Annotated in this window: 20 protein-coding genes and 3 pseudogenes; 11 read left to right on the plus strand and 12 right to left on the minus strand. The window is 69.1% G+C overall.

Translation table 11 applies throughout. The features are described from left to right. Positions 1-249 precede the first annotated feature (249 nt). Positions 250-462: a hypothetical protein gene (locus tag AB0D27_RS07440; RefSeq protein ID WP_362503358.1), complete on the minus strand. Its 213-nt coding sequence runs from the start codon at positions 460-462 to the stop codon at positions 250-252. A 119-nt stretch (positions 463-581) separates the two neighbouring features. On the opposite strand from AB0D27_RS07440, the gene AB0D27_RS07445 reads away from it, so the two are divergent. The 3 genes from AB0D27_RS07445 (at position 582) to AB0D27_RS07455 (ending at position 2,001) form a co-directional block, all read left to right on the plus strand. After that, positions 582-935 carry a hypothetical protein gene (locus AB0D27_RS07445; protein ID WP_362503360.1) on the plus strand — a complete coding sequence of 118 codons (354 nt, stop codon included), beginning with the start codon at positions 582-584 and terminating at the stop codon, positions 933-935. A gap of 89 nt (positions 936-1,024) precedes the next feature. Beyond that, complete coding sequence (locus AB0D27_RS07450) at positions 1,025-1,330, plus strand: hypothetical protein (RefSeq protein WP_362503363.1); 306 nt, start codon at positions 1,025-1,027, stop codon at positions 1,328-1,330. 326 nt (positions 1,331-1,656) lie between these two features. Next, the gene (locus AB0D27_RS07455) at positions 1,657-2,001 is read left to right on the plus strand and encodes a hypothetical protein (RefSeq protein WP_362503366.1); all 345 of its coding nucleotides are present in this window, start codon (positions 1,657-1,659) and stop codon (positions 1,999-2,001) included. Between the two features lie 899 nt (positions 2,002-2,900). Here the strand turns inward: AB0D27_RS07455 and AB0D27_RS07460 are convergent. Continuing rightward, positions 2,901-3,962: a helix-turn-helix domain-containing protein gene (locus AB0D27_RS07460; protein WP_362503369.1), complete on the minus strand. Its 1,062-nt coding sequence runs from the start codon at positions 3,960-3,962 to the stop codon at positions 2,901-2,903. A gap of 375 nt (positions 3,963-4,337) precedes the next feature. Between AB0D27_RS07460 and AB0D27_RS07465 the strand changes: the two genes are divergently transcribed. After that, positions 4,338-4,583 (plus strand): hypothetical protein, encoded by a 246-nt coding sequence (locus AB0D27_RS07465; RefSeq protein WP_362503455.1) that lies wholly within the window; start codon positions 4,338-4,340, stop codon positions 4,581-4,583. A 23-nt stretch (positions 4,584-4,606) separates the two neighbouring features. Here the strand turns inward: AB0D27_RS07465 and AB0D27_RS07470 are convergent. Then, a pseudogene (locus tag AB0D27_RS07470) lies at positions 4,607-4,920 on the minus strand (N-acetylmuramoyl-L-alanine amidase); the annotation flags it as partial. Positions 4,921-5,981: 1,061 nt separating this feature from the next. On the opposite strand from AB0D27_RS07470, the gene AB0D27_RS07475 reads away from it, so the two are divergent. Both AB0D27_RS07475 and AB0D27_RS07480 read left to right on the plus strand, forming a co-directional pair. Then, the gene (locus AB0D27_RS07475) at positions 5,982-6,602 is read left to right on the plus strand and encodes a hypothetical protein (protein ID WP_362503371.1); all 621 of its coding nucleotides are present in this window, start codon (positions 5,982-5,984) and stop codon (positions 6,600-6,602) included. Next, positions 6,551-9,259 (plus strand): AAA domain-containing protein, encoded by a 2,709-nt coding sequence (locus AB0D27_RS07480; protein ID WP_362503374.1) that lies wholly within the window; start codon positions 6,551-6,553, stop codon positions 9,257-9,259. Before AB0D27_RS07475 ends, AB0D27_RS07480 begins: the two co-directional genes overlap by 52 nt. A gap of 28 nt (positions 9,260-9,287) precedes the next feature. Here AB0D27_RS07480 and AB0D27_RS07485 read toward each other — a convergent pair whose 3' ends face one another. The 3 genes from AB0D27_RS07485 to AB0D27_RS07495 all read right to left on the minus strand — a co-directional run bounded on the left by AB0D27_RS07485 (position 9,288) and on the right by AB0D27_RS07495 (position 11,978). Beyond that, the gene (locus AB0D27_RS07485; RefSeq protein ID WP_362503377.1) at positions 9,288-9,611 is read right to left on the minus strand and encodes a hypothetical protein; all 324 of its coding nucleotides are present in this window, start codon (positions 9,609-9,611) and stop codon (positions 9,288-9,290) included. Positions 9,612-9,670: 59 nt separating this feature from the next. Continuing rightward, positions 9,671-11,356 carry a hypothetical protein gene (locus AB0D27_RS07490; RefSeq protein ID WP_362503380.1) on the minus strand — a complete coding sequence of 562 codons (1,686 nt, stop codon included), beginning with the start codon at positions 11,354-11,356 and terminating at the stop codon, positions 9,671-9,673. A 199-nt stretch (positions 11,357-11,555) separates the two neighbouring features. Next, positions 11,556-11,978: a hypothetical protein gene (locus AB0D27_RS07495; protein WP_362503383.1), complete on the minus strand. Its 423-nt coding sequence runs from the start codon at positions 11,976-11,978 to the stop codon at positions 11,556-11,558. 350 nt (positions 11,979-12,328) lie between these two features. On the opposite strand from AB0D27_RS07495, the gene AB0D27_RS07500 reads away from it, so the two are divergent. The 4 genes from AB0D27_RS07500 (at position 12,329) to AB0D27_RS07515 (ending at position 20,124) form a co-directional block, all read left to right on the plus strand. Beyond that, complete coding sequence (locus AB0D27_RS07500) at positions 12,329-12,763, plus strand: hypothetical protein (protein ID WP_362503385.1); 435 nt, start codon at positions 12,329-12,331, stop codon at positions 12,761-12,763. 118 nt (positions 12,764-12,881) lie between these two features. After that, positions 12,882-14,960, plus strand: coding sequence for a flotillin family protein (locus AB0D27_RS07505; protein WP_362503388.1), 2,079 nt, complete (start codon positions 12,882-12,884; stop codon positions 14,958-14,960). An 80-nt stretch (positions 14,961-15,040) separates the two neighbouring features. Then, the gene (locus tag AB0D27_RS07510; protein ID WP_362503391.1) at positions 15,041-19,924 is read left to right on the plus strand and encodes a DNA repair ATPase; all 4,884 of its coding nucleotides are present in this window, start codon (positions 15,041-15,043) and stop codon (positions 19,922-19,924) included. Continuing rightward, positions 19,924-20,124, plus strand: coding sequence for a hypothetical protein (locus AB0D27_RS07515; protein WP_362503393.1), 201 nt, complete (start codon positions 19,924-19,926; stop codon positions 20,122-20,124). Before AB0D27_RS07510 ends, AB0D27_RS07515 begins: the two co-directional genes overlap by 1 nt. Before the next feature lie 535 nt (positions 20,125-20,659). Here AB0D27_RS07515 and AB0D27_RS07520 read toward each other — a convergent pair. Next, on the minus strand, positions 20,660-21,706 hold the full coding sequence (locus tag AB0D27_RS07520; protein ID WP_362503396.1) for an SPFH domain-containing protein: 1,047 nt from the start codon (positions 21,704-21,706) through the stop codon (positions 20,660-20,662). Positions 21,707-21,710: 4 nt separating this feature from the next. Further along, complete coding sequence (locus AB0D27_RS07525) at positions 21,711-22,142, minus strand: NfeD family protein (RefSeq protein ID WP_362503399.1); 432 nt, start codon at positions 22,140-22,142, stop codon at positions 21,711-21,713. Positions 22,143-22,603: 461 nt separating this feature from the next. Here AB0D27_RS07525 and AB0D27_RS07530 point away from each other — a divergent pair. Next, positions 22,604-23,081, plus strand: a pseudogene (locus tag AB0D27_RS07530) (IS21 family transposase); the annotation flags it as partial. Positions 23,082-23,277: 196 nt separating this feature from the next. Here the strand turns inward: AB0D27_RS07530 and AB0D27_RS07535 are convergent. The 4 genes and pseudogenes from AB0D27_RS07535 to AB0D27_RS07550 form a co-directional block, all read right to left on the minus strand. After that, positions 23,278-23,550, minus strand: a pseudogene (locus AB0D27_RS07535) (ribonuclease domain-containing protein); the annotation flags it as partial. A gap of 86 nt (positions 23,551-23,636) precedes the next feature. Continuing rightward, positions 23,637-24,542 (minus strand): DMT family transporter, encoded by a 906-nt coding sequence (locus AB0D27_RS07540; RefSeq protein WP_362503402.1) that lies wholly within the window; start codon positions 24,540-24,542, stop codon positions 23,637-23,639. Positions 24,543-24,635: 93 nt separating this feature from the next. Next, entirely contained in the window at positions 24,636-25,262 is a 627-nt protein-coding gene (locus AB0D27_RS07545; protein WP_362503405.1) for a dihydrofolate reductase family protein, read from the minus strand. A 73-nt stretch (positions 25,263-25,335) separates the two neighbouring features. Then, on the minus strand, positions 25,336-26,157 hold the full coding sequence (locus AB0D27_RS07550) for an AIM24 family protein (RefSeq protein ID WP_362503408.1): 822 nt from the start codon (positions 26,155-26,157) through the stop codon (positions 25,336-25,338). Positions 26,158-26,291 lie beyond the last annotated feature (134 nt).

Here is a 26,291-nt window from a genome sequence, read left to right on the forward strand (position 1 = left end):
ATGAATCCAATCATCACGGACGGCGACCGCAAGTAACGAATTCGGGGTTCTGTCAACGCGACTTTGTACGGGCGATGCGTACCCCAGAGCGGCGCACTGGCCCTTCGGGAAATTTCGCCTTGCCGGGCTCGAAGGCTCCGGTTTCGACTCTGCAGAAACCCCACAGCGGCGAGCTGTGGGATGGTGGCAGCGCAGCGTACAGCGGCACGGGATCTCCCCAGGTTCATCGAGTGCCTCGTTCGGTCTCCGCTACTGAGACCCGTTCCAGCGGCTGATCAGGTGCGCGTTCACCACAACCGCGGGTGCCCCAGCGATCATCAGATAGCTGGGCGGCAGCAGAGCTACGGCCGCCCACGCCACGAGCACGTCGAAGACGATCAGCGTCACTAGCAGGCCGCGGCTGTTTTGGAGCAGGCGTTTGACGATCTGCCATGCAGTCACTTCGTAGATCCCATCGGACATGGTTTGACCTGGGTCGAGGGGGGCGCGCACGGTGACGGGCCCCTCGACTCACAGTGCCTGAGCATACCTAGGCGGCATTACGGCAACTTTGTGCCGAATCCGCAGCGATTGAGAACTTCTTGGACGTTTTCGCCTTGTTTCCAGAATCGCCCGCCGTTGGTGAAGGCGTTATAGATGGTGTCGCTGAACGTCAAGTACTTGCTCGTCCTCGACATCAGCATGCCGCCCTTTCCGATGGCCGCCGCTCCACCATAGGATGCCGCCCCTATAGCTCCTTGCTGGAGAGCGCCCTTCACGGTGTGCTGTCCGCCGCCGACTTCGTAGCTGCCGACATCGGCGGCGAATCCGATTCCCGCGGAGAGGATGATTCCGCCGGCTCCCGCGCACACACCGCCGTGGCCGCGGTGCACAACCCGGCGGCGACGGTGGCCGTGGCCACGATGGCGACTTGGGTAATGCCGCACCTGAAGTGACCCCGCAGGTCCCGACACTTCCGTTTTATGCCGCGAGGTCCAGCCGTTGGTGGCCGCGGGTCCTCGCCTGGTGCGGCGTGATGTAGCCGATGGTGGTGCAGTTTCTGCGTGATCCTGCGGGCGCCGTAGGCACCCCGGGAACCGGTGTGGATGTCCCGGATCCGGCGGGCCAGGTCCTCTTCCACGTCGGCCTTCTCCTGCCGTGCGTCCTTGTTTCCGTGCCAGGTGTAGTAGCCGGAGCGGTCCCATCCCAGAACGTCGCACTCGGCATCGCCGAACGCAACCGACAGCCCATCTCCTTCTGGCAGTTCACCAAGTACGGCCTCATCGTCACCGCCGCCACCGTGGCCATCTCCCTCGGCTACGTGTGGCTGCGCTACTTCGCGCTGGCCTGACCGGGGTGGTGTCGAGACCGAACCGAGGACGGCATGGACCCCTCCATGACGGCGTCAGGCCTGCTCGTCGCCACAGTGGCCATCAGGACCGCACTGGCGGCGATCCGGCATCCGGGAAGCGCACGTCGACAGCGGGCCTTTGTCGCCAACCGCCGTCGCTCGGCGCCTGCATCGTGGACCGGCGTGCCCAATGAGGCTGACGCTTGCCAACTGACCTTGCCGTGGTCCGGCAACCCGGACCGACCGAACTATGCCGATGGGCGACATACCCGGGGGGGGTACCTGCGTGACTCAATGAGCCGCAGGTCAGATGCAAGGTGTACACCATGAGCGGAGCAGGGCCGGTGACGTGGCGCGAAGCCGGCACTGGTGCTGGTGGGTGCTGGGCCATCTGTGGCCTGGCGTGTGCGGTTCTCACGTTGCTCGGCGAGCCGGAGATCCCCCTCGCCGCACCTGCGGTGATGTTCCTGGCTCGCTGGTACTGGATTCGGCACCGTTGTTGGGTCGCGGGCGCCGTCGCCATGGTTGTGGGTGCTGTCAGCGTATTCGTCCTTGCGGACAATCTGCGACCGCACGTGGCGTTGCTGGCTGCGGACGCTCTGGCCGTCGGAGCGGGGTTGTTCGCCGCGCTGATCGTCTTCACCGGCGTCTCCCACCTGCAGATGCGCTGACGTCTGCCGCAGCCGATGCACGTCCAACCGGACCCCACGCAGAGGCCTTTCGTACCGGATCAGCGACGGCTATTCCAGGCCGGACGCCGCAAGAATCTCGCGGCACACGGTGCGGTCGATGCGCCGTCCCAGACGATCCAGCACCTGCGAGCCGCTCTCCAGCGTCCCGCTCTCGATGGCGTGACGGGCCCCCCTTCGAGCTCGTGCCATATCAACGGATTGCTGACCAGGACTTTCGGGTCCAACACCAGCCGGTCGCCGCGTGCGTCGAGGAGAACAAGGCGCTGTGACATTCCCTCGGGCACCTGTACACCAACCAGGAGATCCATGCGTACGCGGTGGTAGGTGAAGAGCCCCCGGGCCTCCAGGACTCGGCCCTCCGCGCTGACTCGAGGAGGGGTCAGAACGAAGAGCAACAGCACACCCGTCACGCCCCACCACGTCGCGCGCTCCACGGTAAGCCGAACCAGACCCAGGTCGAGCAACACCAAAACCCCGAGGAGCAGCACCGCGCAGAGGGCCGCACTGCGCAACTCCCGGGCCCAGCAACGGTCATGAATCACTTCGGCGATCGCCGGGGTTGAGGGCGACGTGCCGAGGCGCTCTTCCTTCCGCGCCATTCCATGCGTTCAGGTTAGAAACAGAATCGGCTAATGTCTCTAACCGTGACGCCGTCACCGTCCGGCCGACGCGTGGACGTTGGCACGGCCAACATCCGTCGGTCAGTGTCGCGGCGGTGCTCAGGCGCAGGCGTCGTGCCGCTCGGCGGCCGGTGCGCCGTCTCGCGGCATGGTCTTGTGCTGGGGCTGCTGGAGTGTCTGCGCCTCCCGGGCCGGGTGCGCGGGCGCGGTCAGGATGGCGGGGAGGGTGCGGTCGCAACGAGGGCGGAACCGCTCACCTCACACCTCCTTGTCCGGCCAGCCGAGGAGTCTGGCGCCGATCACCGCGGTCTGCAGGGTATAGCGGTGTACGGGGTCGGCCGGGTTGGCGCCAGTGAGTTTGTGGACGCGCTCCAGCCGGTAGGTGAGGGCACGGACGCTGAGGTTGAGGCGGCGTGCCGCCTCGGCCGCGGTGCACCCCGCGTCGAAGTACACGGTCAGCGTGTCCACGAGCGGCTGGGCACCGCCCCGGGCCGTCTGGAGCGGGCCCAGGGTGTCGTGGACGAGATCTGCCATGGCCTGCCGGTCGCGGGTCAGTACGGGGTAGACGAGGAGGTCTGCGGAACGCAGCACGGGCTCGTCGAGCTCCAGGCGGTCGGCCAGGTCGAGGGCGTTGAGTGCTTCCTCGTAGGAGTGAACGACACCTCCGGCGCCGGGGTGCGGGCGTCCGATGGCGACCCGGCCGCCATCGGTGGTGGCGTAGGCCTGCTTCGCGAAGAAGGTCAGGACGTCGTCCTGGTCACCCGGTGCGATGCAGATCAGCCGTCCGTCCTTCGTGGTGAGCAGGATGCGCCGCTCGCCGAACCGGCCGACCACGGCACTCTCCACCTGCCGGGTGGCCGGGTGGGTGTCCTCGACCGGCTTACTGCCCTGGGCGACGGCAACCGCGTGAGCACGCGAGAGGAGCAGCCCGAAACGTTCAGCGCGCTCCGCCAGACGGCCCAGGTCGCTACGGCCGTACAGCAGGTCGTCGATGAACTCCCGACGCACGGCTTCCTCCTGCCGCACGGCGAGTCGCTGGGCCCGTTCGTGTCCTTCGGCGAAGGCGTCGATCGCCAGCTCCACGGCGGCGAGTACCCGGTCCCCGTCCGTGGCGGACAAGGCGGGCCAGTTCTCACGGGTCATGGATAGATGCCGACGAACAAGGGCCCGCAGGCCAAGGCCTGCCTCCGCGGCACTTTCTCCCCGAGCCCGCAGGGACTCCAGCTCGTCCCGCGTGAGGCGACGGCCCGTCGCGCACACGTCGGCCAGTATCTGGATGTACCCCTCCAGATGCTCGTCGGGGATCTCCCGCCCTGTCACCCGTTCTCCTGTGTCCTTGACGCATCGCTGGCGTATTCCTAACGCATGCTGGACAAGAGTGGCAGACCCCGGGTCGGTGAGAGAGCCTGGCGTGAAAGCCACGTCAAGGTTGCCGGGGCCATGGCCCTGCGGAGGCGGCGGAGCCGCTGTCAGAATGCTCTTGGCACGAAAGGGGGTAAGACAGGAGCCGGGGCGCGGAAACCCGTCATCGGATCACTCCCCTCAGCCGCGGCGGAAGGGGAGCGTCCGTGAAAGAGATCCTTGAGGTCGCTGTCGAGTTCCCCACGATCACGTTCACCGCCGCGCTCGTAGTGGTCGCGGGACTCTGGGTCTTGGTCGTACTCAGCCGAGCCCAACGCCACAGCTTCGACTCCAATGGTGACGCCGACTCTGGGCGTGGGCGACCTCCCCGTGGCCGGGGCCTCCTCACTCGTGATCACACTGGCGTGGATCTTGAGCCTCGGCGGCTCGATGCTGCTGCGTCGCTCCGATGTCTCCGGGCTTCCATACGCCCTGCTGGCAGTGTCCGTCTTCGCCGACTCTCTGGCACTCGCCTATGTCCTCACCAAGGCGACAGCACGAGTACGGCGTGACAGAGGCACGTCGTCTGCACGGCGTTGATGGACTCCGTGCTGGTGTTTCCATTGGCTGTCCACGATTCCGTCCGTCGTCGTGTCGGGGCGTCCCGAGGTGCCAGCGACCACGATCTTGATGGTGCGTCTGGCACTCGAGGACCAGGTCTTGGTCCAGGTAGCATCGCAGTACTCGAGGACTTCATGTCGACCGTGGACGTCTTCGCCCCGTCGACGTAGACGTACGCCTGGCCGGAGGCCGAGGACCGGGCCGGCCAGTTGACCGAGGGGCCGGTAAGGGTCCACGTCAGCTGGGCGTTCTTGGCCGAGTTGGAGTGCGGCTTGCCGCCGAGGCATTTGGTCGTCCACATGCCGGACTTGGTGGCCCGCATCGTGGGCCGGAATCGATGACCGGGAGTGGATGATGCGGTAAGGGCGTACAGTCGGCGCCTGGTCGGCGCCGGTCGTGCGCCCTGTCCCCTAAAGATCGGCCTTTGACCCGTACCTTGACTGTGACGCGCCAGCCGCCGTCCTCGGCCGGACGCGGTACCACCGTCACCATGGCTCGGGTGAGTGCGTGATTGACGGTGCCGGTCAGGGGCGTGGCCGTGAGTCGACCGAGGCCTGCTGTCGACGACCACCACGTGTCGAGGTCGAGGTGCAGGCGCCCGCTGCCACTGGTGTACTTCGCCCATCTGCCGCCGCCTGCCTGGAAGTTCACCGTGAGACTCACGTGTCGGGGACGTTCAGCGCTGCTGAGCCTGAGCGTGCAGGCCAGGTGGCCGGGATTGTCGGGATCGTCATAGAGCGTGACGAGTTCCAGGGCCGTCTCTCGTCGCTGATCCCAGGCCAGGACCGTGAGCGTGTGGTCGATGTCCGCCTGACCGGCCTGGTCGCTCTCCGGGTGGTAACGGGCGCCTGGTCGCAGGTGGCGCCCTTCGGCCAGAAGCAGTTCGGGCACCGAACGCCCGTCTGGCAGCCACAGCCGCTTCCCATCGGCTTCCACGCTTTCCGCGAGGTCGTGGAGCATGACGACGCACGACTCGAACCAGTGTTGTGGCAGGGAGGCGAGTGTCACTGTGTGCTGAATGCGGGCCATACGCCAAGAGTGCACGTCAGAGGGGTGCCGGGTCAGTTGTGTGGTCGGGCAGTCACGGACCCGGCTTGATTGCCGGGTCCCGGACCTTCGTTGTTCTCCGTCGGTCGCCGAGGGGGACAGCGCGTCAGCTGATCGCATGCAGACGGCCGTTGACACGGCCTACGGAGGTTTGTCGCACCTTGAGGTAGTGATCAGGAGGAGAAGGTCACCCGGCGCATCTCGCCCGCGCTAGCGTGGGGCTCTCTCGCGCTCTTCGCCACGTTGTCGGCCCTCCTGTGGGGTAGTTACTCGGGGGAGATCGTCGCCGGAAACGGCGATACAGGGATCTGCGGGGAGTCGGGGTGGGGTATGCAGGGAGAGCGGCTGAGGCGGGCCGGCATTGTGGGCTACTGGCGTGCGATCGAGCTGTTCAGCCCGCAGAAGGTCCCGGCCGTCTCGTCACGTGAGCGGGTTTACCCGGTGGCGGCGGACGACCCGCTCCCCTGGGAGGCTGGGCATGCGCTGCGTACGGTGCCGCTGGAGCCGGGGTTCGTGTGGCAGCACGTGATCTACGGCGGCGCCTATCAGCTCTGTGCGGTGCGCGACATCTTGCTGGCGGTCTTCGGGGAAAGCGAGGACAACCACGACGGGCGGATAGACGGCGAGAGCGCGCTGTTCTCCCTGACGGTCACCGACGAGGGGCGGCTGCTGCTCGACTCTCCAGTGCTGTCCACGTGTGCCTGGGCCACCGGGCGGGCACTGTCACCCGGGCCCGGAAGCCGGGCGTGGCTGGACGGGTTCGACGAGGAGACGGGCATCTGGTTGGCGCGTGCCGCCGAGCTCGGGGAGCTCTCCGCGCTGGGCCTCCGGTCGCCGCCCTGGACGCGGAGCCCAGCGAGGGCGACCACGATGACGGTGAAGACCAAGAAGTCCGTGAAGTGCGCATCGGGCGGAGACGGCTGTCGACCAAGGAACTCCTGGAGTTCATGAGGGAGTTGGCCGAGGCGTGGGGCGTGGCGGACAGACTGCGTCCCGACGGCTTGCGGGTCCGGAGTGTGGCGGTGCGACAGGACCGTGCCGGTGAGGCGGACCAGCAGGACTTCCTGAACAGTTTCATCGCACCCGATCTGGACCTGGTCGCCCAGGAACTGGGCTCACAGGATCCGGGGCCCGGGCTTGCCGCATATCTCGCACCCACCGCCACCGTGAACACCGCTGGGCGGATCGATCTGCGGCAGCGTCCCGAGGCGGCGCTGGAGGGCGTGACGCCCGCTGCCGCACCCGCGGGCCGGTGGCCGGCCGAGCCCGGGCAACCACTGGCATTGAGCCAGCAGTTCGCCGTCAACACCATCCAGGCCGAACTGGGCGAGACAGGTGGCTTGTTCGCCGTCAACGGGCCGCCCGGCACCGGCAAGACCACCATGTTGCGCGACTGCTTCGCCGCCGTGATCGTGCAGCGTGCCTCGCGGCTGGCCACCCTGCGGTTGCCGTCGCAGGCTTTCGCCGACCGGGCCCCGTACACCTGGAAGAGCGGCGACTACACGCGCACCGTCACGCCGCTGCGGCCGGAGTTCACCGGCTTCGAGATGGTGGTGGCCTCGGCGAACAACGGTGCGGTGGAGAACATCTCCACCGAGATCCCCGCCCGCCAGGCCCTCGGCGAGCCGTGGCGCGAAGACGCCGACTACTTCGCCGAGCAGGCCACCCGGTTGCTGGGCGGCGTCCCGGCGTGGGGCCTGGTCGCGGCCCGGCTGGGCAACAAGAAGAATCGCATGGAGTTCGTCAACCGGGTCTGGCACGGCAAGTACAAGTTCTCGGACCAGGATGCGCCGCCCCCGCCGCACAGGCAGGGCGGTCGTGGCCGCGACGGCTGGATCGACAGCGAACGCGGGCTGGCGCAGCTCTTGCGCGGTTACTTCAAGACACCTCACAGCGGAGTGTGGCGCCAGGCCAGGGAACGCTTCCAAACGGCGCTCGCCAATGTCGAGCGGCTGCGCGCCGAACGTGAGGCCGCCGCGGCGGCACTGCGCGATCTGCCCGCCGCACAGGCCGGCCTGTGCACGGCCGAGCAGGCCGACGACCGGGCCTTCGCATGGCTGCGGGAGTGCGACGGCGCGGCCCTGAACGCCGATCGGGCCCTGCATCGGGCCCAGACGCTCCTGGAGCAGGCGGAAGCCCGCCACACGGCGCATTTCGAGCGCCGCCCCGGGCTCATGGTGAGTCTGTCCACCTGGGGACGAGCGGCCCGGGACTGGCATCGCACAGAGCGAGAGTTCGCTGTCCGTGAGGACGAGCAGCGCGCCGTGCGGGACGGCACCCGGGCCCGCTTGGAGGAGGCCCAGCGGGACAACGCCGACGCGTGGGCCGAGGGGCTCGCATGCCAGCAGGCCCGCAACGAGGCCGAGGCCCGCGTCGCCCGGCTCGAGGAGACCGTCGCCGAGACCCGCTCCCGCTGGGGCAGACACGTACCCCACGAGGACTGGCTGCGGTGCGACACCACCCGCGAACTGGCCGCGCCCTGGGCGGACGAGGAGATCACCCAGGCCCGCAGCGAACTGTTCCTGGCCGCCCTCGCCCTGCATCAGGCGTTTCTGCGCTGCACGGCCCGGACCATGTACGCCAACCTCATGGCGGCCATGGACGCCGTGACCGGCGCGGTCCCCAAGACCGTGGCCAAGGAGCACCTGCGGGCCGCCTGGCAGAATCTGTTCCTGGTGGTGCCCGTCGTGTCGACGACGTTCGCATCGCTGGACCGGGTCTTCGGACGGCTAGGCCGCGAGGCTTTGGGCTGGCTGTTCATCGACGAGGCCGGCCAGGCCGGCCCGCAGATGGCGGTGGGCGGCATGTGGCGGGCGAAGCGCACCGTGGTCGTCGGTGACCCATTGCAGCTCGAGCCCGTCGTCGTCCTGCCCTGGACCGCGCAGCGTGCCCTGCGCGACGACTACGGCGTGGCCGAGGAGTGGGCCCCCGGCCGCACCTCGGTCCAGCAGCTGGCCGACCGCACCAACCGCTACGGCACCATGCTGCCCGCCGAACACCCCGACGGCTCCCACGAGGTGTGGACCGGGGCCCCGCTGCGCGTCCACCGCCGCTGCGACGACCCGATGTTCGGCATCAGCAACGCCATCGCCTACGACAACCTCATGGTGTGCGGCACACCCGACCGCGGCCCCTACCGCTACGGCCCCCGCAGCTGCTGGGTACACGTGGCCACCGCCGAGGCCGAGGGGCACTGGATCCCCGAGGAGGGCCGGGCGCTGCGCCGCATCCTGCAGAAGCTGCGCGACGACGGCGGTGTCGACCTTGCCCGGGACGTGTACGTCATCAGCCCCTTCCGCGCCGTCGTCGCCGGCGCGCGCAAGTCCTGCCGAGACCTGCTGCCCGACGGGCGGGTGGGCACCGTCCACACCACCCAGGGCAAGGAGGCCGACGTCGTGATCCTCGTCCTGGGCACCGACCCCCGCCGCCCCGGTGCCCGCGCCTGGGCAGCCTCGCGCCCCAACCTCCTCAACGTCGCCGTCAGCCGCGCCAAGCGCCGCCTGTTCGTCATCGGCGACCGCGAGGCATGGCGCGACCAGCGGTTCTTCGCCACCCTCGCCGACGCGTTGCCCGTCCACACCTGGCAGGGCGACGGGCGGCAAGGGTGACCACACGCCCTGCCCTGGGGTGGTGTCGTCAGGCGAGGGCGGAGACCGCAGAGAGCGTGGACGCGATCAGGGACACCAGGCCGGGGACTCCTCCGCACTTCTGCTGGATCTTGGTCAGCAGCCCCTTCGCCACGGCCCTGCCCTCAGGGTTCTCCAGCTGCTGTTCGGCCACCGTGTCCAGAAAGCCGACGCACACCTCGTAGTCGTCGACATGGTCCCGTTCGCGCTCCATGCCCTGCCGGACGCGGACCAGCAGCTCGGCGACCCCCCGTAACTCCTCTTGCCCGAGGCCGGAGTTGACCTGACTCTGAGTCGAGTGGAAGGCGCCCGGCTGGTTCTGGACATTCTGCATGGACCCACTGTTCTGGATGCCCGAGTTCGTGCCACCCGACTGTGCCTTGCCACCGATCATCACTTCGTCCCTCCTGCCGACTGCTGGGAGCCCACTGCCCCCGGCTGGTTCTGCACGTTGCTCATCTCGCCGGTGTTGATGACGCCGTTGTTGAGGACGACCATGATCCGCTCCCGGTACTCGCCGGTGTCCACGTTGTGCTCGACGAGAAAGCCCTCGACCGCGGCGAGGACGCGGACCTGCATCATCTCGATGTAGCGGCGGGCATCGTCGTACTGGAGCATGTCGTCCATGTACCGGGTCGAGTAGACCTCCCGCAGGCTCACCGGGCCCGTACCGGGATCCTGCTCAGGTCGCCGCTCGCTGCTCTTGGCCCGTTTGAAAAGACGGACCACCAACCAACCCGTGTCCACGGCGGCCAGATACGCCGTGCGCCGCTGCCAGGCCCATCCCGCGCCCGCCGCCTTCTTCTCCGCCGCGCGCACGTCAGGGTGAACGGGATTGACCACATGCGGGCGGACGACAACCCGCAGGTAGTGGTTCTCGTAGGCGAAGCCCACGAAGACCGAGGCCACCAACTCGCCGTCCCACGAGGTCATCCGCGCACACAGGAAGCGCCGGGCGACCTTCGGCGCGCGCTGCGCATCCGCCGCCAGCACGCCGTCACGGGCCAGGGTGACCAGCCCCTCCCACCGCTCGGGCATCAGTGTCTCCCAGCGCTCCGCGGCGATCGCCGCCACGCCGAACACCTCCTGCTGACTGTCGGGGTGGAAGTGCGGCAGCGGATCGATGGGACGCTGCAGCTCACGGGCCACATGGGCGTGCAGGTCGTCCGGGGTGAACCGGACCACCCCGTCGCCGGGCCGGGCCCCGGCCAGCAGCTCTTCCACGCTGGGCAAGGCCCGCGAGAGGCTGCTCCCGTCCTCATCGCCGTGGCCGTCGTCCCCGTCCTTCGACTTGGCCGGCGTCACGTCGATACCGATCTGGGTCTCGAACCACACCTTGCCCGCCCCCACGAAGTGATACTTCGCCCCCGAGGAACGGATCTGATTCTGATACGGCACGACCTCCCCGTACGACGCATCCCGGATCTGCTCCACCGCACGCCGATACCGGCGCGGCACCTCAGCACCCCACGTCTCGACGTTCTCGTCGCCCATCACCATGCGCAGTCGCCTCTGGGCAAGCACGCGGTCGGTGCAGAACGCCGCCCACAGCCCGATCAGGGCCACCAGCGGTGCAAGGTAGGCGCGCGGTGTCAGCAGGCACAGCCCACCGATCACGCAGGACAGCACCATGAGTGCGCGGCGTAGCCACAGAAGCCGTTGTGCCTGCGCGCATGCGGTCAGCACGGCCTCCAAGTCGAAGCCGCACGAGGGCACCGGGCGCCCGTCCATCGCTATGCGGCGGCGCACCCAGCGCACGTACTCATGGCCGACGAGCGCCCGCGGCTGCTTGGGCGTGCTCGGCGCATCGTCCCCCAACGCCCGCTCCAGCGTGGCCTTCTCACCGGAGAGAGCCCGCTTGGCCGCCTGCTGCAGCCGCCGCTCGCGCACCTTCTTCGGAGTGAGCCTGTCGCCGAGCTGCTTGGTCTTCTGCCGCCGCCACTTCCTGACCTTGTCGGCAAACTCCTCGGCCCTGTCCGGCCGCAGGTGTGCGGCCGCGCACAGTAATCGCGTGGGCTCGGTGATTCCGCCGGCCCCGTGGCCGCCACGCCCGGGGCCGTCCATCCCCTGCCGCGGCACCGCCGGCACCTTCAGTAAGGACCAAGCTCCGTCCGCCAGGCCCTTCGCGGATCTTGCAGCATCCGTCTCCATACGCCCCCCGTCCATCAGCCCGACGAACGATCGTCCCCCACACGGGCGGGCACCGCCTACCCCACGCAAGCATCCCAATCAGCCTCAAATCGGCAATGTGCTACGGGAATTCGGGTGCCAAGGCGCGTCACAGCAGCGGAGGGCGCTCCGCGGCCCGAAGCAGCAGGCCGTCCGTCTCCGAGTCAGCGACCCAGTTGACGACGGCTTGCATCCACGTGAGGAGGGTGGTAGCCCGCGCCCGTCCCGTCGTACCGCCCCCGATGTCAGTGGTACCGGGCAGCAACGGTTCGACGACAGCGACCCGCATGCGGTACAGCTCGCGCAGTTCGGCGGCCAGGCACTCGGCGAGGGCGTCGTCGCCGCACGCCACCATGCGGCCCGACGGCGCGTTGTGCCGGGCCTGGTCAGGAAGCGAGGGCGCACGCCTCGTGGAAAGGTCCGCCTTCCACCAGTACCGCGTGGCTGGCATGGCTTCGGCGCGGGCCTTCGACCGCTCGACGTCCGTCGCCAGGCGGTCGTCTCCCACGGCTCCGTGAGCGAGTTGTCCCACCTCATCTCCTTCCCCCGATGCCGACATCAACCAGGCGGCGAGGGCAGAGCACGAGCCGTCGCGACCGAGACCGATCACGACGTAGTGGGCTGAGACAGCGAGAGCTGACTCGGCTTTCTCCCGCTCAGCTTGCCCGTCTCCGCCTTCGCCGGAACACGGTTCGGCACCCGCCGTGGCGTGCCGCTGTCCGGCATCAAGGAGCCGTCAAGACTGCCGGAACACGGCAATGCAGCGCAGAGCACGGCCAGTTCAAGATGGTGACGGCAGAAACAGGGGAGCGGTCCCAGTGCCGTGCTCTGACAACAGGTATGGGCACTGGGACCGCGGCAGCCAGGGGTGGGGGTGAGGACATGGGGCAGGTCGTTGAGGCCGTCGCACAGTTCCCCACCGTCATCCTCACTTCCGCCCTGGTGGTCGCTCTCGGCTTCTGGCTCCTCGTCCTGCTGGGCCGCGCCGACGCTCGCGACTTCGATACCGACGCCCCGTCGTTGGCCAGGGCAATGCACGGGGTGCCGGTCGCCGTCACCGCCTCCGTCGTGATCGTGAGCGCCTGGCTCATCACCCTCACCGGGATGGTCCTGCTGGAGCCGACGGGCTTGGCGGGGCTCGGCGATGCCGTGGCCCGCGTCGGGCTACTCGCGCTGTCCGCACTCGTCGCCTGGTCGGTGGCACATGCCCTCGCGGCTCCTCTCGCCCGGCTCGTCCCCGACCGGCCCGGGCCGCGCCGACGGGACGCGGCAAGCGGTGTGCCCTTCGATCCCGGCAGTGGCCACGCCCGAGGGTGACCAGCCGCCCGCCCGCAGTCGAACCCGCAGCGCACGCCTGACGCACCTGACCGCGCCCCAGTGGGCTTCCCGCCTCGCCGTCGAGGTGTCAACCCTTCGCAGACTTCAAGGACTTCCCATGAATGCCATCACCGTGGGCATCGGCGTGCTCGTCGCCGCCGGTCTCCTCATCGCAGCCGTCGCGCTGCTCGTCGTCTCCCGACTGTTCCGCAAGGTGGAGCAGGGCAAGGCCCTGATCGTCTCCAAGGTGCGCAAGGTCGACGTCACCTTCACCGGGCAGGTCGTGCTGCCGGTGCTGCACAAGGCCGAGGTGATGGACATCTCGGTGAAGACGATCGAGATCACGCGCTCCGGCCGGGACGGTCTCATCTGCCAGGACAACATCCGCGCGGACATCCGCATCTCGTTCTTCGTAAAGGTCAACAAGTCCGTCGAGGACGTCATCAAGGTCGCCCAGTCCGTCGGCACCGCACGGGCGAGCGACCAGAAGACACTGCAGGAGCTGTTCCACGCGAAGTTCTCCGAGGCGCTCAAGACCGTCGGCAAGCAGCTGGACTTCACCGACCTGTACACCAAGCGCGAGGAGCTGCGGTACCGGATCATCGAGGTCATCGGCGTCGATCTCAACGGCTACCACCTCGAGGACGCGGCCATCGACTACCTGGAGCAGACACCGCTCACCCAGCTCGACCCGGCCAACGTCCTCGACGCCCAGGGCATCCGCAAGATCACCGAACTGACGGCCGTCGAGCACGTACGCACCAACGAGGCCCAGCGCACCGAGGAGAAGGAGATCACCCGGCAGAACGTCGACGCCCGCGAGGCCATCCTTGAGCTGGAGCGCCGGCAGGCCGACGCCGAGATCAAGCAGAAGCGGGAGATCGACACCGTGCGGGCCCGTGAGGAGGCCGAGACGGCGCGGGTGGTGGAGGAGGAGCGACTGCGCGCGCAGGGCGCGTTCCTGAAGACCGAAGAGCACCTCGGTGTTCAGCGGGAGAACCAGGCCCGCGAGGTCGCCGTCGCGCAGAAGAACCGCGAGCGTGTCATCGCCGTCGAGAACGAGCGCATCGAGAAGGACCGCCTCCTCGAGGTCATCGCACGCGATCGGGAGACCCAGTTGACGCAGATCGCCGCCGAGAAGGAGGTCGAGGCGGAGAAGCGGGAGATCGCCGAGGTCATCCGCGAGCGGGTGGCCGTGGACCGGACGGTCGCCGAGCAGGAGGAGTCCATCAGGACGCTGCGTGCCGTGGAGGAGGCGGAGCGGCAGCGGCAGGCGGTCGTCATCGCCGCCGAGGCCGAGGCACAGGAGAGCCTGGTCAAGGACATCAAGGCCGCGGAGGCCGCCGAGCAGGCCGCCGTCCATCGGGCGGCGGAGGAACTCACCCTCGCTGAGGCCCGGTTGAAGACCTCCGACCTCGACGCGCAGGCCAAGCTGCGCCTCGCCGAGGGCGTCCAGGCCGAGTGTGCGGCCGAGGGCCTGGCCGTCGTCCAGGTCCGTGACAAGGAGGCCGAGGTCACCGAGAAGGCCGGCCGGGCGGAGGCCGAGGCGACGGCGGCACGCCTGCGGGCGGAGGCGGAGGGCACCGAGGCGTGCATGCGTGCCGAAGCCGAGGGCGGCCGGGCCAAGGCGTTCGCCGAGGCCGCGGGCATCGGCGAGAAGCTGAAGGCGGAGGCGGCCGGTCTCACCGAGAAGGCGGCGGCGATGGCCGCTCTCGACGACGCGTCCCGTGGCCACGAGGAGTACCGGCTGCGGCTCCAGGCGGAGAAGGAGATCCGGCTCGCCGGGCTCGACGTGCACAAGCAGGTCGCCCAGGCGCAGGCCACGGTGCTGGCTACCGGGCTGGAGAACGCCGACATCAACATCGTCGGTGGCGAGTCGGTCTTCTTCGACCGGCTGGTGTCCTCGATCGCGCTCGGCAAGGGCGTCGACGGCTTCGTCCGGCACTCCGAGACGGCGCAGGCGCTCGTGGGGCCCTGGCTGGACGGTACGGCGAGCTTCACGGATGACCTCAGCCACATCCTCGGTTCGGTCTCCACGGCCGACGTGCAGAACCTGACCGTGTCCGCGCTGCTGATGAAGCTTATGAACGGCGGTGGCGCGAACGCCGGGCAGCTGAAGCAACTGCTGGACAAGGCCGGCGAGTTGGGTGTCGCCGACGCCTCGCTGGCCGCGCTCAACGGCAGTGCCACGGTCTGACCGGCCCGTGGTCAAGAGCCGCCGGACAGGGGACGGCGGCTCTTGGCCACGTTTTCTCCTGACTTTCTGAGAGGGATCCCATGACCACCGGCCTGGACACCGGTACGTACGAGGTGCTGCGCGACCGGCTCGCCGCGCAGGCCTCCGAACTCGCCCGCCGGACCGAGGTGCTCAACGCCCGCCGCGCCGAGGAGTTCGGCTCGGCGCGGCTGGAGCTCATCGGCACCGAGCGGCTGCGCACCGAGCACAAGAGTGTGCCCCGCGACATCGTCGCCGTCGGTGACGCCCTGCTCTTCGGCCACAACGTCTTCCTCGGCCTCAAGCCTGAGACGACAGTCGCCGACGTCTTCGCGCTGCACGACCGCGACCTGAACCGGCTGCCGGACGACGCCGTGCCCGGACTGCTCGACGACCCCGCCCTCCTCCGCGAGTTCGCGGCCCTCTACCGCTATTACCGACAGGCCCATCTCCTCCAACTGAGATACGCCGACGGCAAGTTGCTGGCCGTGTTCCAGACCAGCGAGAAGGCCGGAGACATGCGCGTCCTGCGCTGGGCCCCGGCCGGCGACGGGCAGGTCTCCTTCCTGGACGCGCGCGGCGAGCGCGACCACGTCTTCCCGCCCTCCCACGACTTCGAGTGGACCGAGACCAGCCGCCAGGACCATATCCTCGGCCGTCACCCGCACGTGTCGATCGAGGGCGAGGTCTTTGTCGAGACCGTCGGCGGTACCCTCACCGTCAAGGTCGAGGACAACACCGAGACCGGCGAGGGCATTTACGCCGAGCCGGTCGACGAGCCGCTGCAGTCCCTGGCCGACGCGGACATCGCGTACGCGCGCTTGGGAGCCCTGATCCTGCTGCGGATCCGCCCCTACAAGGAAGACGCCCACCGCCACCTGGTCTTCAACACCCTCACCAGGACCGTCGTGCGCCTCGACGGCATCGGGCAGGCGTGCCGCCGGCTGCCCGAGGACCAGGGCATCGTCTTCCCCGGCGGCTACAGCCTGGCGACGGGGGCGTACAAGACGTTCGACGGCATCGACACGGCGGACCTGGAGTTCGAACGGGTGGTGCGCTCGCCGAACGGCGAGGACGTGCTGTTCGCGTTCCACGCGCGCGTGGAGGGCCGCAGCCTCCTCCTGCCGTACAACATGATCCGCAAGGAGGTGGCCACCCCGCTGTCCTGCCACGGCTGGGCGCTCTTCGACGACGGCACCCTGATGGTGTTGCGGGCCGACAGCGACGAGCCGGCCCGCGTCCACCCGCTGCAACTGTGGAAGTCCCCCTACGTCTCCGACACCCACGCCGCCGCGCAGCCCGTCGGCACCGGGCCGCTGGCCCGCGTGGGCAACGCCGACCTGGTCCGCGGCATCTCCGACTGCCTGTCCATCGCCCGCGCCGTCGCCGAGACCTCCCCGACCGCCGAGGTGTACGAGGCGCTGGCCGCCGCCTGCGTCCGGGCCACGGACTCCTACCACTGGCTTGGTGAGCCCAAACTCGGCGACCTGCGCGCACCGTTGGGACAGGTACGGACGACGGCCGAGCAGGTGCTGGCCGAGTTCGAGACCGTCCAGGCGCTGACCCGGCAGGCCGCCGACGCCCTCGGTGAGGCTGCCGCGCGCATCGCCGGAGTGGTGCGCCGTCTGCGCGGCGAGACGCCCCGAGAGGCCGCGTCCTGGGTCTCCGGGCTGACCGAACTGCGTCACGCCCAGGGACATCTGCTCACGCTCAAGGACATGCGGTATGCCGACATCGCCCGCATCGACGAACTTGCCGCTGACGTCGAGGCCGACGTCGCCGCGTTCGGCCGGCGGGCCGTCGCCCACCTGGCCCGCGAGGACGCCCTTGCCGCCCATCACGCCGACGTCGAACAGCTCGTCGCGGACGCCGAGTCGATCGCCACCGTCACCGAGGCCGCCCCGGTCGCGGCCCGCCTCGACAAACTCGCCGACGGCCTGAGCACGGTGACCCAGGTCGTCGCCGGACTGGACATCGCAGACGCCACCGTCCGCACCTCCATCCTGGAGCGGATCGCCGAGGTCCTCGGCGGCGCCAACCGGGCCCGCGCCACCCTCGGCGCCCGCCGCCGCGCCCTCCTCGACCGCGAGGGACGGGCCGAGTTCGCCGCCGAGTTCGCGCTGCTCGGCCAGGCCGTCACCGGCGCGCTCGCGGCCGCCGACAGCCCCGAGACCTGCGACGACCAGCTCGCCCGCATGCTCGTGCAGGTGGAGAACCTGGAGTCACGGTTCGCCGAGTTCGACGACTTCCTCCGCGAGTTGGCGGACAAGCGCGACGAGGTCCACGAGGCATTCTCCGCCCGCAAGCAGACCCTCGCCGACGCCCGCGCCCGCCGCGCCGAACGCCTGGCCGACTCGGCGGCCCGCGTCCTGCAGACCGTGACCCGCCGCGCGGCCACGCTCGCCGACGCGGACGCCGTCGCCACGTACTTCACCTCCGACCCGATGCCCGCCAAGGTCCGCCGCATCGCCGGCGAACTGCGCGAACTCGGCGACCAGGTCCGGGCAGAGGAGCTGGACGGCCGCCTTAAGGCCGCCCGCCAGGAGGCCCTGCGCGCCCTGCGCGACCGCACCGACCTGTACACCGACGACGGCCGCACTCTCCGCCTGGGCACCCACCGCTTCGCGGTCAACACCCAGCCCCTCGACCTCACCCTGGTCCCGCACGGCGAGGGCCTGGTCTTCGCCCTGACCGGCACCGACTACCGCTGCCCCGTCACCGACCCGGACTTCGCCGCCACCCGCCCCTACTGGGAGCGCCCCCTGCCGTCCGAGTCGCCGGAGGTCTACCGCGCCGAACACCTCGCCGCCCGAATGCTCGACGAACACGGCCCCGCCGCCCTGGCCGAGACCGACCTCGACACGCTCGTACGGCAGGCCGCGGATGCCGCCTACGACGAGGGCTACGAGCGCGGCGTCCACGACCACGACACTGTCCTGATCCTCACCGCCCTGCTGCGCCTGCACGAGATCGCGGGCCTGCTCCGGCACGAACCCGCCGTCCGGGCCACCGCCCAACTGTTCTGGGCGCACGGCACGACGGCCGAGGCACGCGAGAGCTGGACCCGGCGCACGGTGTCGCTGGCCCGCGCACGGGACACCTTCGGGCTGGCACCGGCGATCGCCGACCTGCAGCAGGAACTGGCGCAGGCCATCACCGCGTCGGGAGCAACCGCAGTCACGGACGCTGCCGGCGCCTACCTCTTCGAGGAACTGACCAGCGCTCCCGACGGCTTCGTCATCAGCAGCGGCACCCGCACGCTGCTCGACAAGTTCCGCCGCACCGTAGGCACTTCAGCATACGACGACGACCTCGCCGCACTCGGTCACCTGACCGCACGCAAGCAACTCATCGAGACATGGCTCTCTTCGTACGCCGCATCCACCGGCACCGACCTCACCCCGGGCGATCTGGCCGAGGCGGTGGCCGCCGAACTCTGCCCGGAGTTGACTCACTACGACTCCGACGCGCCGCTGACCGAGACCGTCGAGGGCCTGCTCGGCACCCACCCACGTATCACCGGCCGTACGCTCACGATCCGTATCGACGAGTTCCTCGCCCGCACCCGCACCTTCCGCACCCTCGACGTGCCCGCCCACCGCGCCTACCAGCACCGCCGCACCACCCTGGTGACCGCCGAGCGCACCCGGCTCCGCCTGGACGACTACCGGCCCCGGGTCATGTCCGCGTTCGTCCGCAACCGGCTCATCGACGAGGTGTACCTCCTGCTCATCGGCGACAGCCTCGCCAAACAGCTCGGCACCACCGGTGACTCCAAGCGCACCGACACCGGCGGCCTGCTGCTGCTCATCTCCCCGCCCGGCTACGGCAAGACGACGCTCATGGAGTACGTCGCCGACCGCCTCGGTCTGCTCCTGGTCAAGGTCAACGGCCCGGCACTGGGCCATGCCGTCACCTCGCTCGACCCGGCCGAGGCCCCGAACGTCACCGCCCGCCAGGAGATCGAGAAGATCAACTTCGCGCTGGCGGCGGGCAACAACACCCTTCTCTACCTCGACGACATCCAGCACACCTCGCCCGAACTGCTGCAGAAGTTCATCCCGCTGTGCGACGCCACCCGCCGCATCGACGGCGTATGGGACGGCGAGCCGCAGAGCTACGACCTGCGCGGCAAACGCTTCGCCGTCTGTATGGCCGGCAACCCCTACACCGAGTCCGGGACCCGCTTCCGCATCCCCGACATGCTCGCCAACCGCGCCGATGTGTGGAACCTCGGTGACGTCCTCACCGGAAAGGAGGCCGCCTTCGGGCTCAGCTTCGTCGAGAACGCACTGACGGCGAACCCGGTGCTCGCCCCGCTCGCCGGCCGCGACCGCAACGACGTCGACCTGCTGATCCGGCTCGCCCAGGGCGACTCCTCGGCCCGCGCCGACCGGCTGACCCACCCGCACCCGCCCGCCGAGCTGGACCGGATCCTCGCCGTCCTGCGCCATCTGCTCACTGCCCGCGAGACGGTCCTGGCAGTGAACGCCGCCTACATCGCCTCCGCGGCCCAGACCGACGCCACCCGCACCGAGCCGCCCTTCCAGCTCCAGGGCTCCTACCGCAACATGAACAAGATCGCCCAGCGGATCCAGCCGGTCATGAACGACGCCGAACTCGCCGCCGTCCTCGACGACCACTACACCGCCGAGGCACAGACCCTCACCACCGGCGCCGAGGCCAACCTGCTGAAACTGGCCGAGCTACGCGGCACGCTGACCGCCGAGCAGACAGCACGCTGGACCGAGATGAAGGCCACCCACGTCCGCAGGCAAGCCCTCGGCGGCCCAGAAGACGACCCGCTAACCCGAGCCGTCGCCGCCCTCGGCCTGCTCGCCGACCGGATCACAGCCGTCGAGTCGGCGATCAACCGCGCCACCGACCCACGTACCCTCCTCACCAACCCGCACGCCCGGCACGCCGTCGGGCGACAGGAGCAGTAATGGTCTCCTTCCTGATCCCACTCGCCACCGCTGTCCTGATCATCGCGACCAGTACTACCGTTCTGATCCGCCGGGACCGGCGGCGCATGGAAGCCGGCGCCGAAACCCTGCACATCGAGTCGGCGGCCACCCGAGGGCTTCCTGACACGCGACGCCGGGTACATGCGTACCAGCAGCGTTTTCTGCGCGAACGCGATTGACTCGGTCTGTATGGCCTCTGTCCGAGAGCGCCTCGTCATAGCCGAAGACGCACTGCCGTGCCTGATCCGGCTCGTATGCCACAGCGCAGGAAAAGCGCGTCCTGGCAGGCGGTGCTCCTTGCGCGGATGCCCTACGAGTGAGCCATGCCCGTTGCTGGGCACGGGCATGGCGCAGTGCAGCGCTCTGGGGGCTGCTGCTGTGCTGGACGCTACTGCTGCCGACTCAGCGCTCGTGCGAGTGACCGCCGCGCGCCGGATGGTGGGCCGCGCTTGCCATGCTGCTCCTGGTCATCCTGACGCCGCCGAGGGGCAGCGCCGTCAACGGCGGACTCGACTCACGGGGTCTCCTGACCTACCACCGGGTGCGTGCGACCGTCTGGTGAACGTTCGTACGCCCGAGGAGACGCCCGGCGACTGCCCCTCACTGGTGTCGGTGTCGACGGGTCCGCATCACGGCATGCCGCGGGTCGACAGAGCCGACTTCTTGGCGTCATGCCCGGCGTCGGCCGATGGCGTTATGGATGTCCGGTCATTGTCACCCGCGGTCAGCGAGGGGGGTGGACGGGAAGGCATCGGGGGTGACGCCCTCGGCCTTGGCTGCGTCGGCGAGGGCGGCGGCAGCGGCCTGCGCAGCCTGTGCCGTGTCGTTGGCGGCCTGAGCAGCCATGTCGTCCGAGGGTTTCTCGCGGGTGGCCGGCGACTGGGGCAGTACCTCGCTGAAGGCGCGGGACACGCCCTGGAGTGCGGAGGTGATCTCGCTGGGGATCACCCAGAAGTTGTTGCCCGGGCCTTGCGCGAGTTGGGGCAGCGTCTGGAGGTACTGGTAGGCAAGCAGCTTGGGGTCGGGGTCGTTGCGGTGCACGGCCTGGAAGACCTCGTCGATGGCCCGGGACTGGCCTTCGGCCTGGAGGATCGCGGCGGTGCGGTTGCCCTCCGCGCGCAGGACCGCGGCCTGCTTGTCGCCTTCGGCGGTGAGAATCTGCGATTGGCGTTGCCCCTCGGCCCCGAGAATCGCGGCCCGCTTGTCCCGCTCGGCCCGCATCTGCTTCTGCATCGCATCCTTGATGGACTGCGGAGGGTCGATGGCCTTGATCTCCACCCGGTTGACCCTCAGCCCCCACTTGCCCGTGGCCTCGTCCAGCACGCCACGCAGCTGGCTGTTGATGGTGTCCCGTGAGGTGAGCGTCTTTTCCAGGTCCATGGATCCCACGACGTTGCGCAGGGTGGTGACGGTGAGTTGCTCGACCGCTTGAAGGAAGTTCGCGATCTCGTAGAAAGCAGCTCGTGGGTCGGTGACCTGGAAGTACAGGACGGTGTCGATCTCGACGACCAGATTGTCCTCGGTGATCACCGGCTGCGGCTTGAAGGAGACAACCTGTTCCCGCAGGTCGATCACCGGATGAACGCGGTCGATGTAAGGGATCACGAGACTGAGGCCCGGTTTCAGGGTCCGGTGGTAGCGGCCGAGTCGCTCGACATTACGAGCGCGCGCCTGGGGCACGATACGGACCGCCCGCACCACGGTGAAAACCGCGAACAGCGCGACAATCAGGCCGGCGATGAGCAAGGCGGAGGTTTCCATGGTTTCAGTCCCGGGGGTAGACGATCGCGGTGGCGCCACTGATCTCCATGACGTCGACGGTCTTTCCAGGAGGAATAACCAGCGTCTCGTCGTAGGCGCGGGCCGTCCACTCCTCGCCCTCGATGCGGACCCGGCCACCCCGGCCCGTCACCTCCGAGACGACATAGGCAGGCTTGCCGACCAGCGCGTCCACGCCGAATCGCTCCACTTGGGGCTGGAGCAGGTGGCGCAGCGCAATCGGGCGCACGAACACCACGGTGACGGTGGCCACGACCGTGAATACCAAGAACTGGAAGGGCAGCGGCAGCCCTACCGCGGCGGAGCCCGCCGTGACCAACGCGGCCGCACTCAGCATTCCGAGCGCAGCAGTAAGGGTGACGACCTCCGCTACCGCCAACACGGCTGCGATGATCAACCAGATCAGCCATGGATCCATTGCATGCCTCTTCTGACCGGCGCGGGTGCGAAGGGCTTGATTCTCACCATTGGACCCCGATAGCGGACAGTCGCGATACCCCTGGGAGAGGAAACCCTGCCGAACGGGGGGACGTGTTCTGATGCAACGCGCCCCGGGCGACCACTTCACACCTTTACGGCAATTTTACGCGTACGGAGGAGTTCACTCGCTCCGTGCAGACGAGTCGATCTGGCATGCATCTTCCATGACGGGGCCGCTGGTCTGGCCGGTTCAGAGCCGCGACAGCGGCGCAACTCTGACGGTCGGCCGGGGGCGGTTCAAACAGCCCCGGTGGCACCGGAACGCGCCGACCCAACCGCGGAGCCCGTCCCGTCCCTCGGCGACGCCTGAAAAACGGAGTCACTGACGGCATATCAAATCTGACCCACTTTGCGCCCTTTGCCTGCCTCTTGCCCGTTGATCAAAGTCAGAAGGGAAGGGTGATCCTTGTGGAAGACTGGGCAGACATCCGGCGGTCGCACCGGGCCGAGCAGATGCCGATCAGGGCGATCGCCCGTCATCTGGGCATCTCGAAGAACACGGTGAAGCGGGCGCTGACGCATGACCGGCCACCGAAGTACGAGCGGCCGCTCAAGGGCTCGGTGGTCGACGCGGTCGAGGTGCAGCGAGCTTCTTCGGGAGACACCGACGACGCCAGCGACGGTGATCGCCGAGCGGATCGGCTGGGACCGTGGGATGACGGTCCTCAAGGAGAGGGTCCGCGAACTGCGTCCCGCTTATATCCCCGTCGATCCGGTGTCGCGGACGGTCCATCGACCGGGCGAGCTGGCCCAGTGCGACCTCTGGTTCCCGGAGGCGGAGATCCCGCTCGGTTACGGGCAGAGCGGGCAGCCGCCGGTGCTGGCGATGGTGTCCGGCTACTCGCGGATGATCACGGCGAGGATGCTGCCCTCGCGACGGACCGGAACAGGAACGCCATGCCTCACACGACCGCCTTCGCCAGGAACCAGTGGTTCTTGGCAAAAGCAGTCAGGGCAGACTGCCGCTTACTGAAGTAATCCGCAACGTGTGTTCGACCCCGATTCGACCCCACTCCCCCACAGAACTTCGAGCACCACAGCTGACCTGTGTAAATGCGATGAAACGACGATCAAACCGTGTACTCGTGGTAGTAGCCGGTGGACTGGGCGGGCAGGACGCCCTCCCGGTTCTGGAAGACGACCCCGTCCTGGGAGTACGGGAAGGGGCCTCCGGACTCGATCAGGTCCAGCGTGTCGTACGCCTGTGACGGCAGCGCGCTGTGGCAGATGCTGCCGACGGCGGTCGCCGCCGCGTTGGCCGGGATCACGGCGGTGCCGCCCACCAGCAGGGCGGACATGAGGGCGACAAGGGCGCCGATGCGAGTGATGCGTGGGGGGAATCTCATGGACCTAGGATGACGCGCGTAGACCCTGGCATGTCGATGTCAAGGAAGTTGATTTCTCCCGCCAAGTCCGTTGAGTTTTCCGGGAGTTAACCTGCCGCGCGGCGCCCCCACGCGGTCCCCGCGAGGACGAGGACGCCGCCGAGCAGCCCCGTCGCGCCGAGCCGTTCACCGCCGAGCGCGATCCCCGCGGCGGCGGCCCACAAGGGCTCGGTTCCGAGCAGCAGGCTGACCCGGGACGGGGAGGTCCGGCGCACCGCCCACATCTGCACGAAGAAGGCGAACAGCGTGCAGAACGCGGACAGGAACAGCAGCCCCGTCCACTCCCGGGCGCCGAATCCCGCGGCCGTGCTCCACGGGGTGGCGTCGGCACCGGTGGACAGCACGGCGAACACCGCGACGGCGGCGCCCAGTTGGACGGTGGTCAACGGCAGCGCGTCGGCGCCCTGGACGGACTTGATGCGGGACATGGCGAGCACGTGCACGGTCCGGGCGAGGGCCGCGAGGAGCATCAGCAGGTCGCCGGGCGACGGGCGGGTGAAGCCGCCGCTCTGGGTGAGCAGCACGACGCCGAGTACGGAGATCCCGGCCGCGGCAAGGAACGTGCGCGAGGGGCGCACCCGGGTCACGGCCGCCTCGGCGAGCGGCGTGAAGATCATGGTGAGGCTGATGATGAGCCCGGCGTTGGTCGCCGAGGTGTGGACGACGCCGTACGTCTCCAGGAGGAAGATCCCGCTCAGGATCAGCCCCAGCGCGCCGGCTCCGCGCCACTGGGCCGCCGTCAGCGCCCGAAGCCTGCGCCACCCCGTTGTCACCAGCACCGGCAGCACGACGGCGAAGCGCAGCACCAGCACGGCGATCACCGTCCGCGCGGTGGTGATGTCCTTGGCCGCGAGATAGCTGGCGCCCCACACCACCGCCACCAGGAGCACGGGCAGGTCGGTGAGCAAGGCGCGGCGGGGCGCGAACGCGCCGGGTACGGCGATCGATGACATGGGGGCGGCTCCGGGTCTCCTGCGACGGGCGTGCGTGGAGACGGCGGCGGCTCGCACGGGAACGATCACCGTACCTATGCGGCGACGGGGTGACTAGGCGTTTTCCGGGAGCTCGTACGAGCCGTACGTCGGGCGGCCCGCCAGGTCGTACGACTGGATGGAGACCCCCGCGGCGGTGACCCGGCCGCCGGTGTGCCGGAAGGCCGTTGGGACGGCGCCCTCGGTGAACAGGCGCAAGCCGGCGCCGAGTACGACCGGGAAGGTCAGCAGGTGGATCGTGTCGAGGAGGTCCAGGGCGAGCAGGGACTGGACGAGGGCTCCGCTGCCGTGCACCTGGAGTTCGCCGTCGGTGCGTTCCTTGAGGGCGGTGACCTCCTTGGCGAGGTCTCCGCCGATCACGGTCGTGCCGGCCCAGTCGGGCTCGGTGAGGCTGGAGGAGGCGACGTACTTCGGCAGCGCGTTCAGCTTGGAGGCGACCGGGTCGGCGGGATCGGTCACCTTTGGCCAGAACGAGGCGAAGATGTCGTACGTACGGCGGCCGAGCAGGAAGGCGCCCACACGGTCGAAGACCTCGTTGACGAACCGCCCGAAGTCCTCGTCGCCGTACGGAAAACTCCAGCCGCCGTGCTCGAAGCCGCCGCGGGTGTCCTCCTGGGGGCCGCCGGGGGCCTGGTAGACGCCGTCGAGGGTGACGAAAATGGTGGAGACGAGCTTGCCCATGTCGGGTCCTGCTTTCTGGTGCGGGGTCTGTTGTCATCACTTCAGACCCCGCCGGCCCCCGCAACTCATCGCTTCACCCGGCGTGCGTCGAGAACAGCCCTCCGGTCGGGCCCTGCTTGTCGCCGCCCTGGGCCTTCTTGAGGGCATTGGCGAGGCTCTCGATGGTGAGGGACTGCAGGATCACCCGGCCGTTGCCCTCCAGGGTCGCCAGTGACAGGCCCTCGCCGCCGAAGACGGCGTTCATCATTCCCTGCCGGTTGAGGCCCCCGATGCGCTGGACGCCGTACTGGATGCCCTCCTCGAAGGCGACGACGCAGCCCGTGTCGACCTCGATACGGCCGCCGAAGTCCGCGGGGTTGAGGTCGATGAAGTTGCCCGCGCCGGCGATGATCACGGTCCCGTGCCCGGTGAACTTCTCCAGGATGAATCCCTCGCCGCCGCTGCGCCCGGTCCGGCCGCCCTGGAAGGCGATGCCGAACTCCACGCTCGACTCGGCCGCCACGAAGGCGTCCTTCTCCGCGAACCACGCGCGCGTGCCGTCGAGTTCCAGGGCACGCATCTCGCCGGGCAGCACGCCCGCGAAGCCGACGGTGCCCTCGCCTCCCGTCGACGTGAAGTACTGGAACGCCAGCGACTCGCCCGCGAGCGCGCGCTGGCCGACCTGCATGGCCGTTCCCATGGCCTGGCGCAGCATGCCACCCATGCCGCCGCCTGAGCCGCCACCGGGCTGCTGGCCGCCTCCGCCGCCCGACGGACCGGACAGACGCGTCTCCATGGACACGTTCACCGTCTTGAACAGGAACTTTCCCGCCTCGCAGTACACGCTCTGGCCGGGGCGCAGGCTGACGACCGCCATCTGCATGGCGTTGCCGACGATTTCTTGCTGAAGGGTCACGGCAGGAGAACGCGCGAGGTGGAGGGAAGAGTTCCGGCCACCCAGGGTTCTCATCCGGACGGAGTTCGCGGTGGACAGGCGGCGCAGGGGGGGGGGGGGGGCCCCCCCCGCCCCCAACCCACCCGGGCGGGCCG

Source organism: Streptomyces sp. NPDC048415 (genome assembly GCF_040651675.1).
GTDB lineage: Bacteria > Actinomycetota > Actinomycetes > Streptomycetales > Streptomycetaceae > Streptomyces.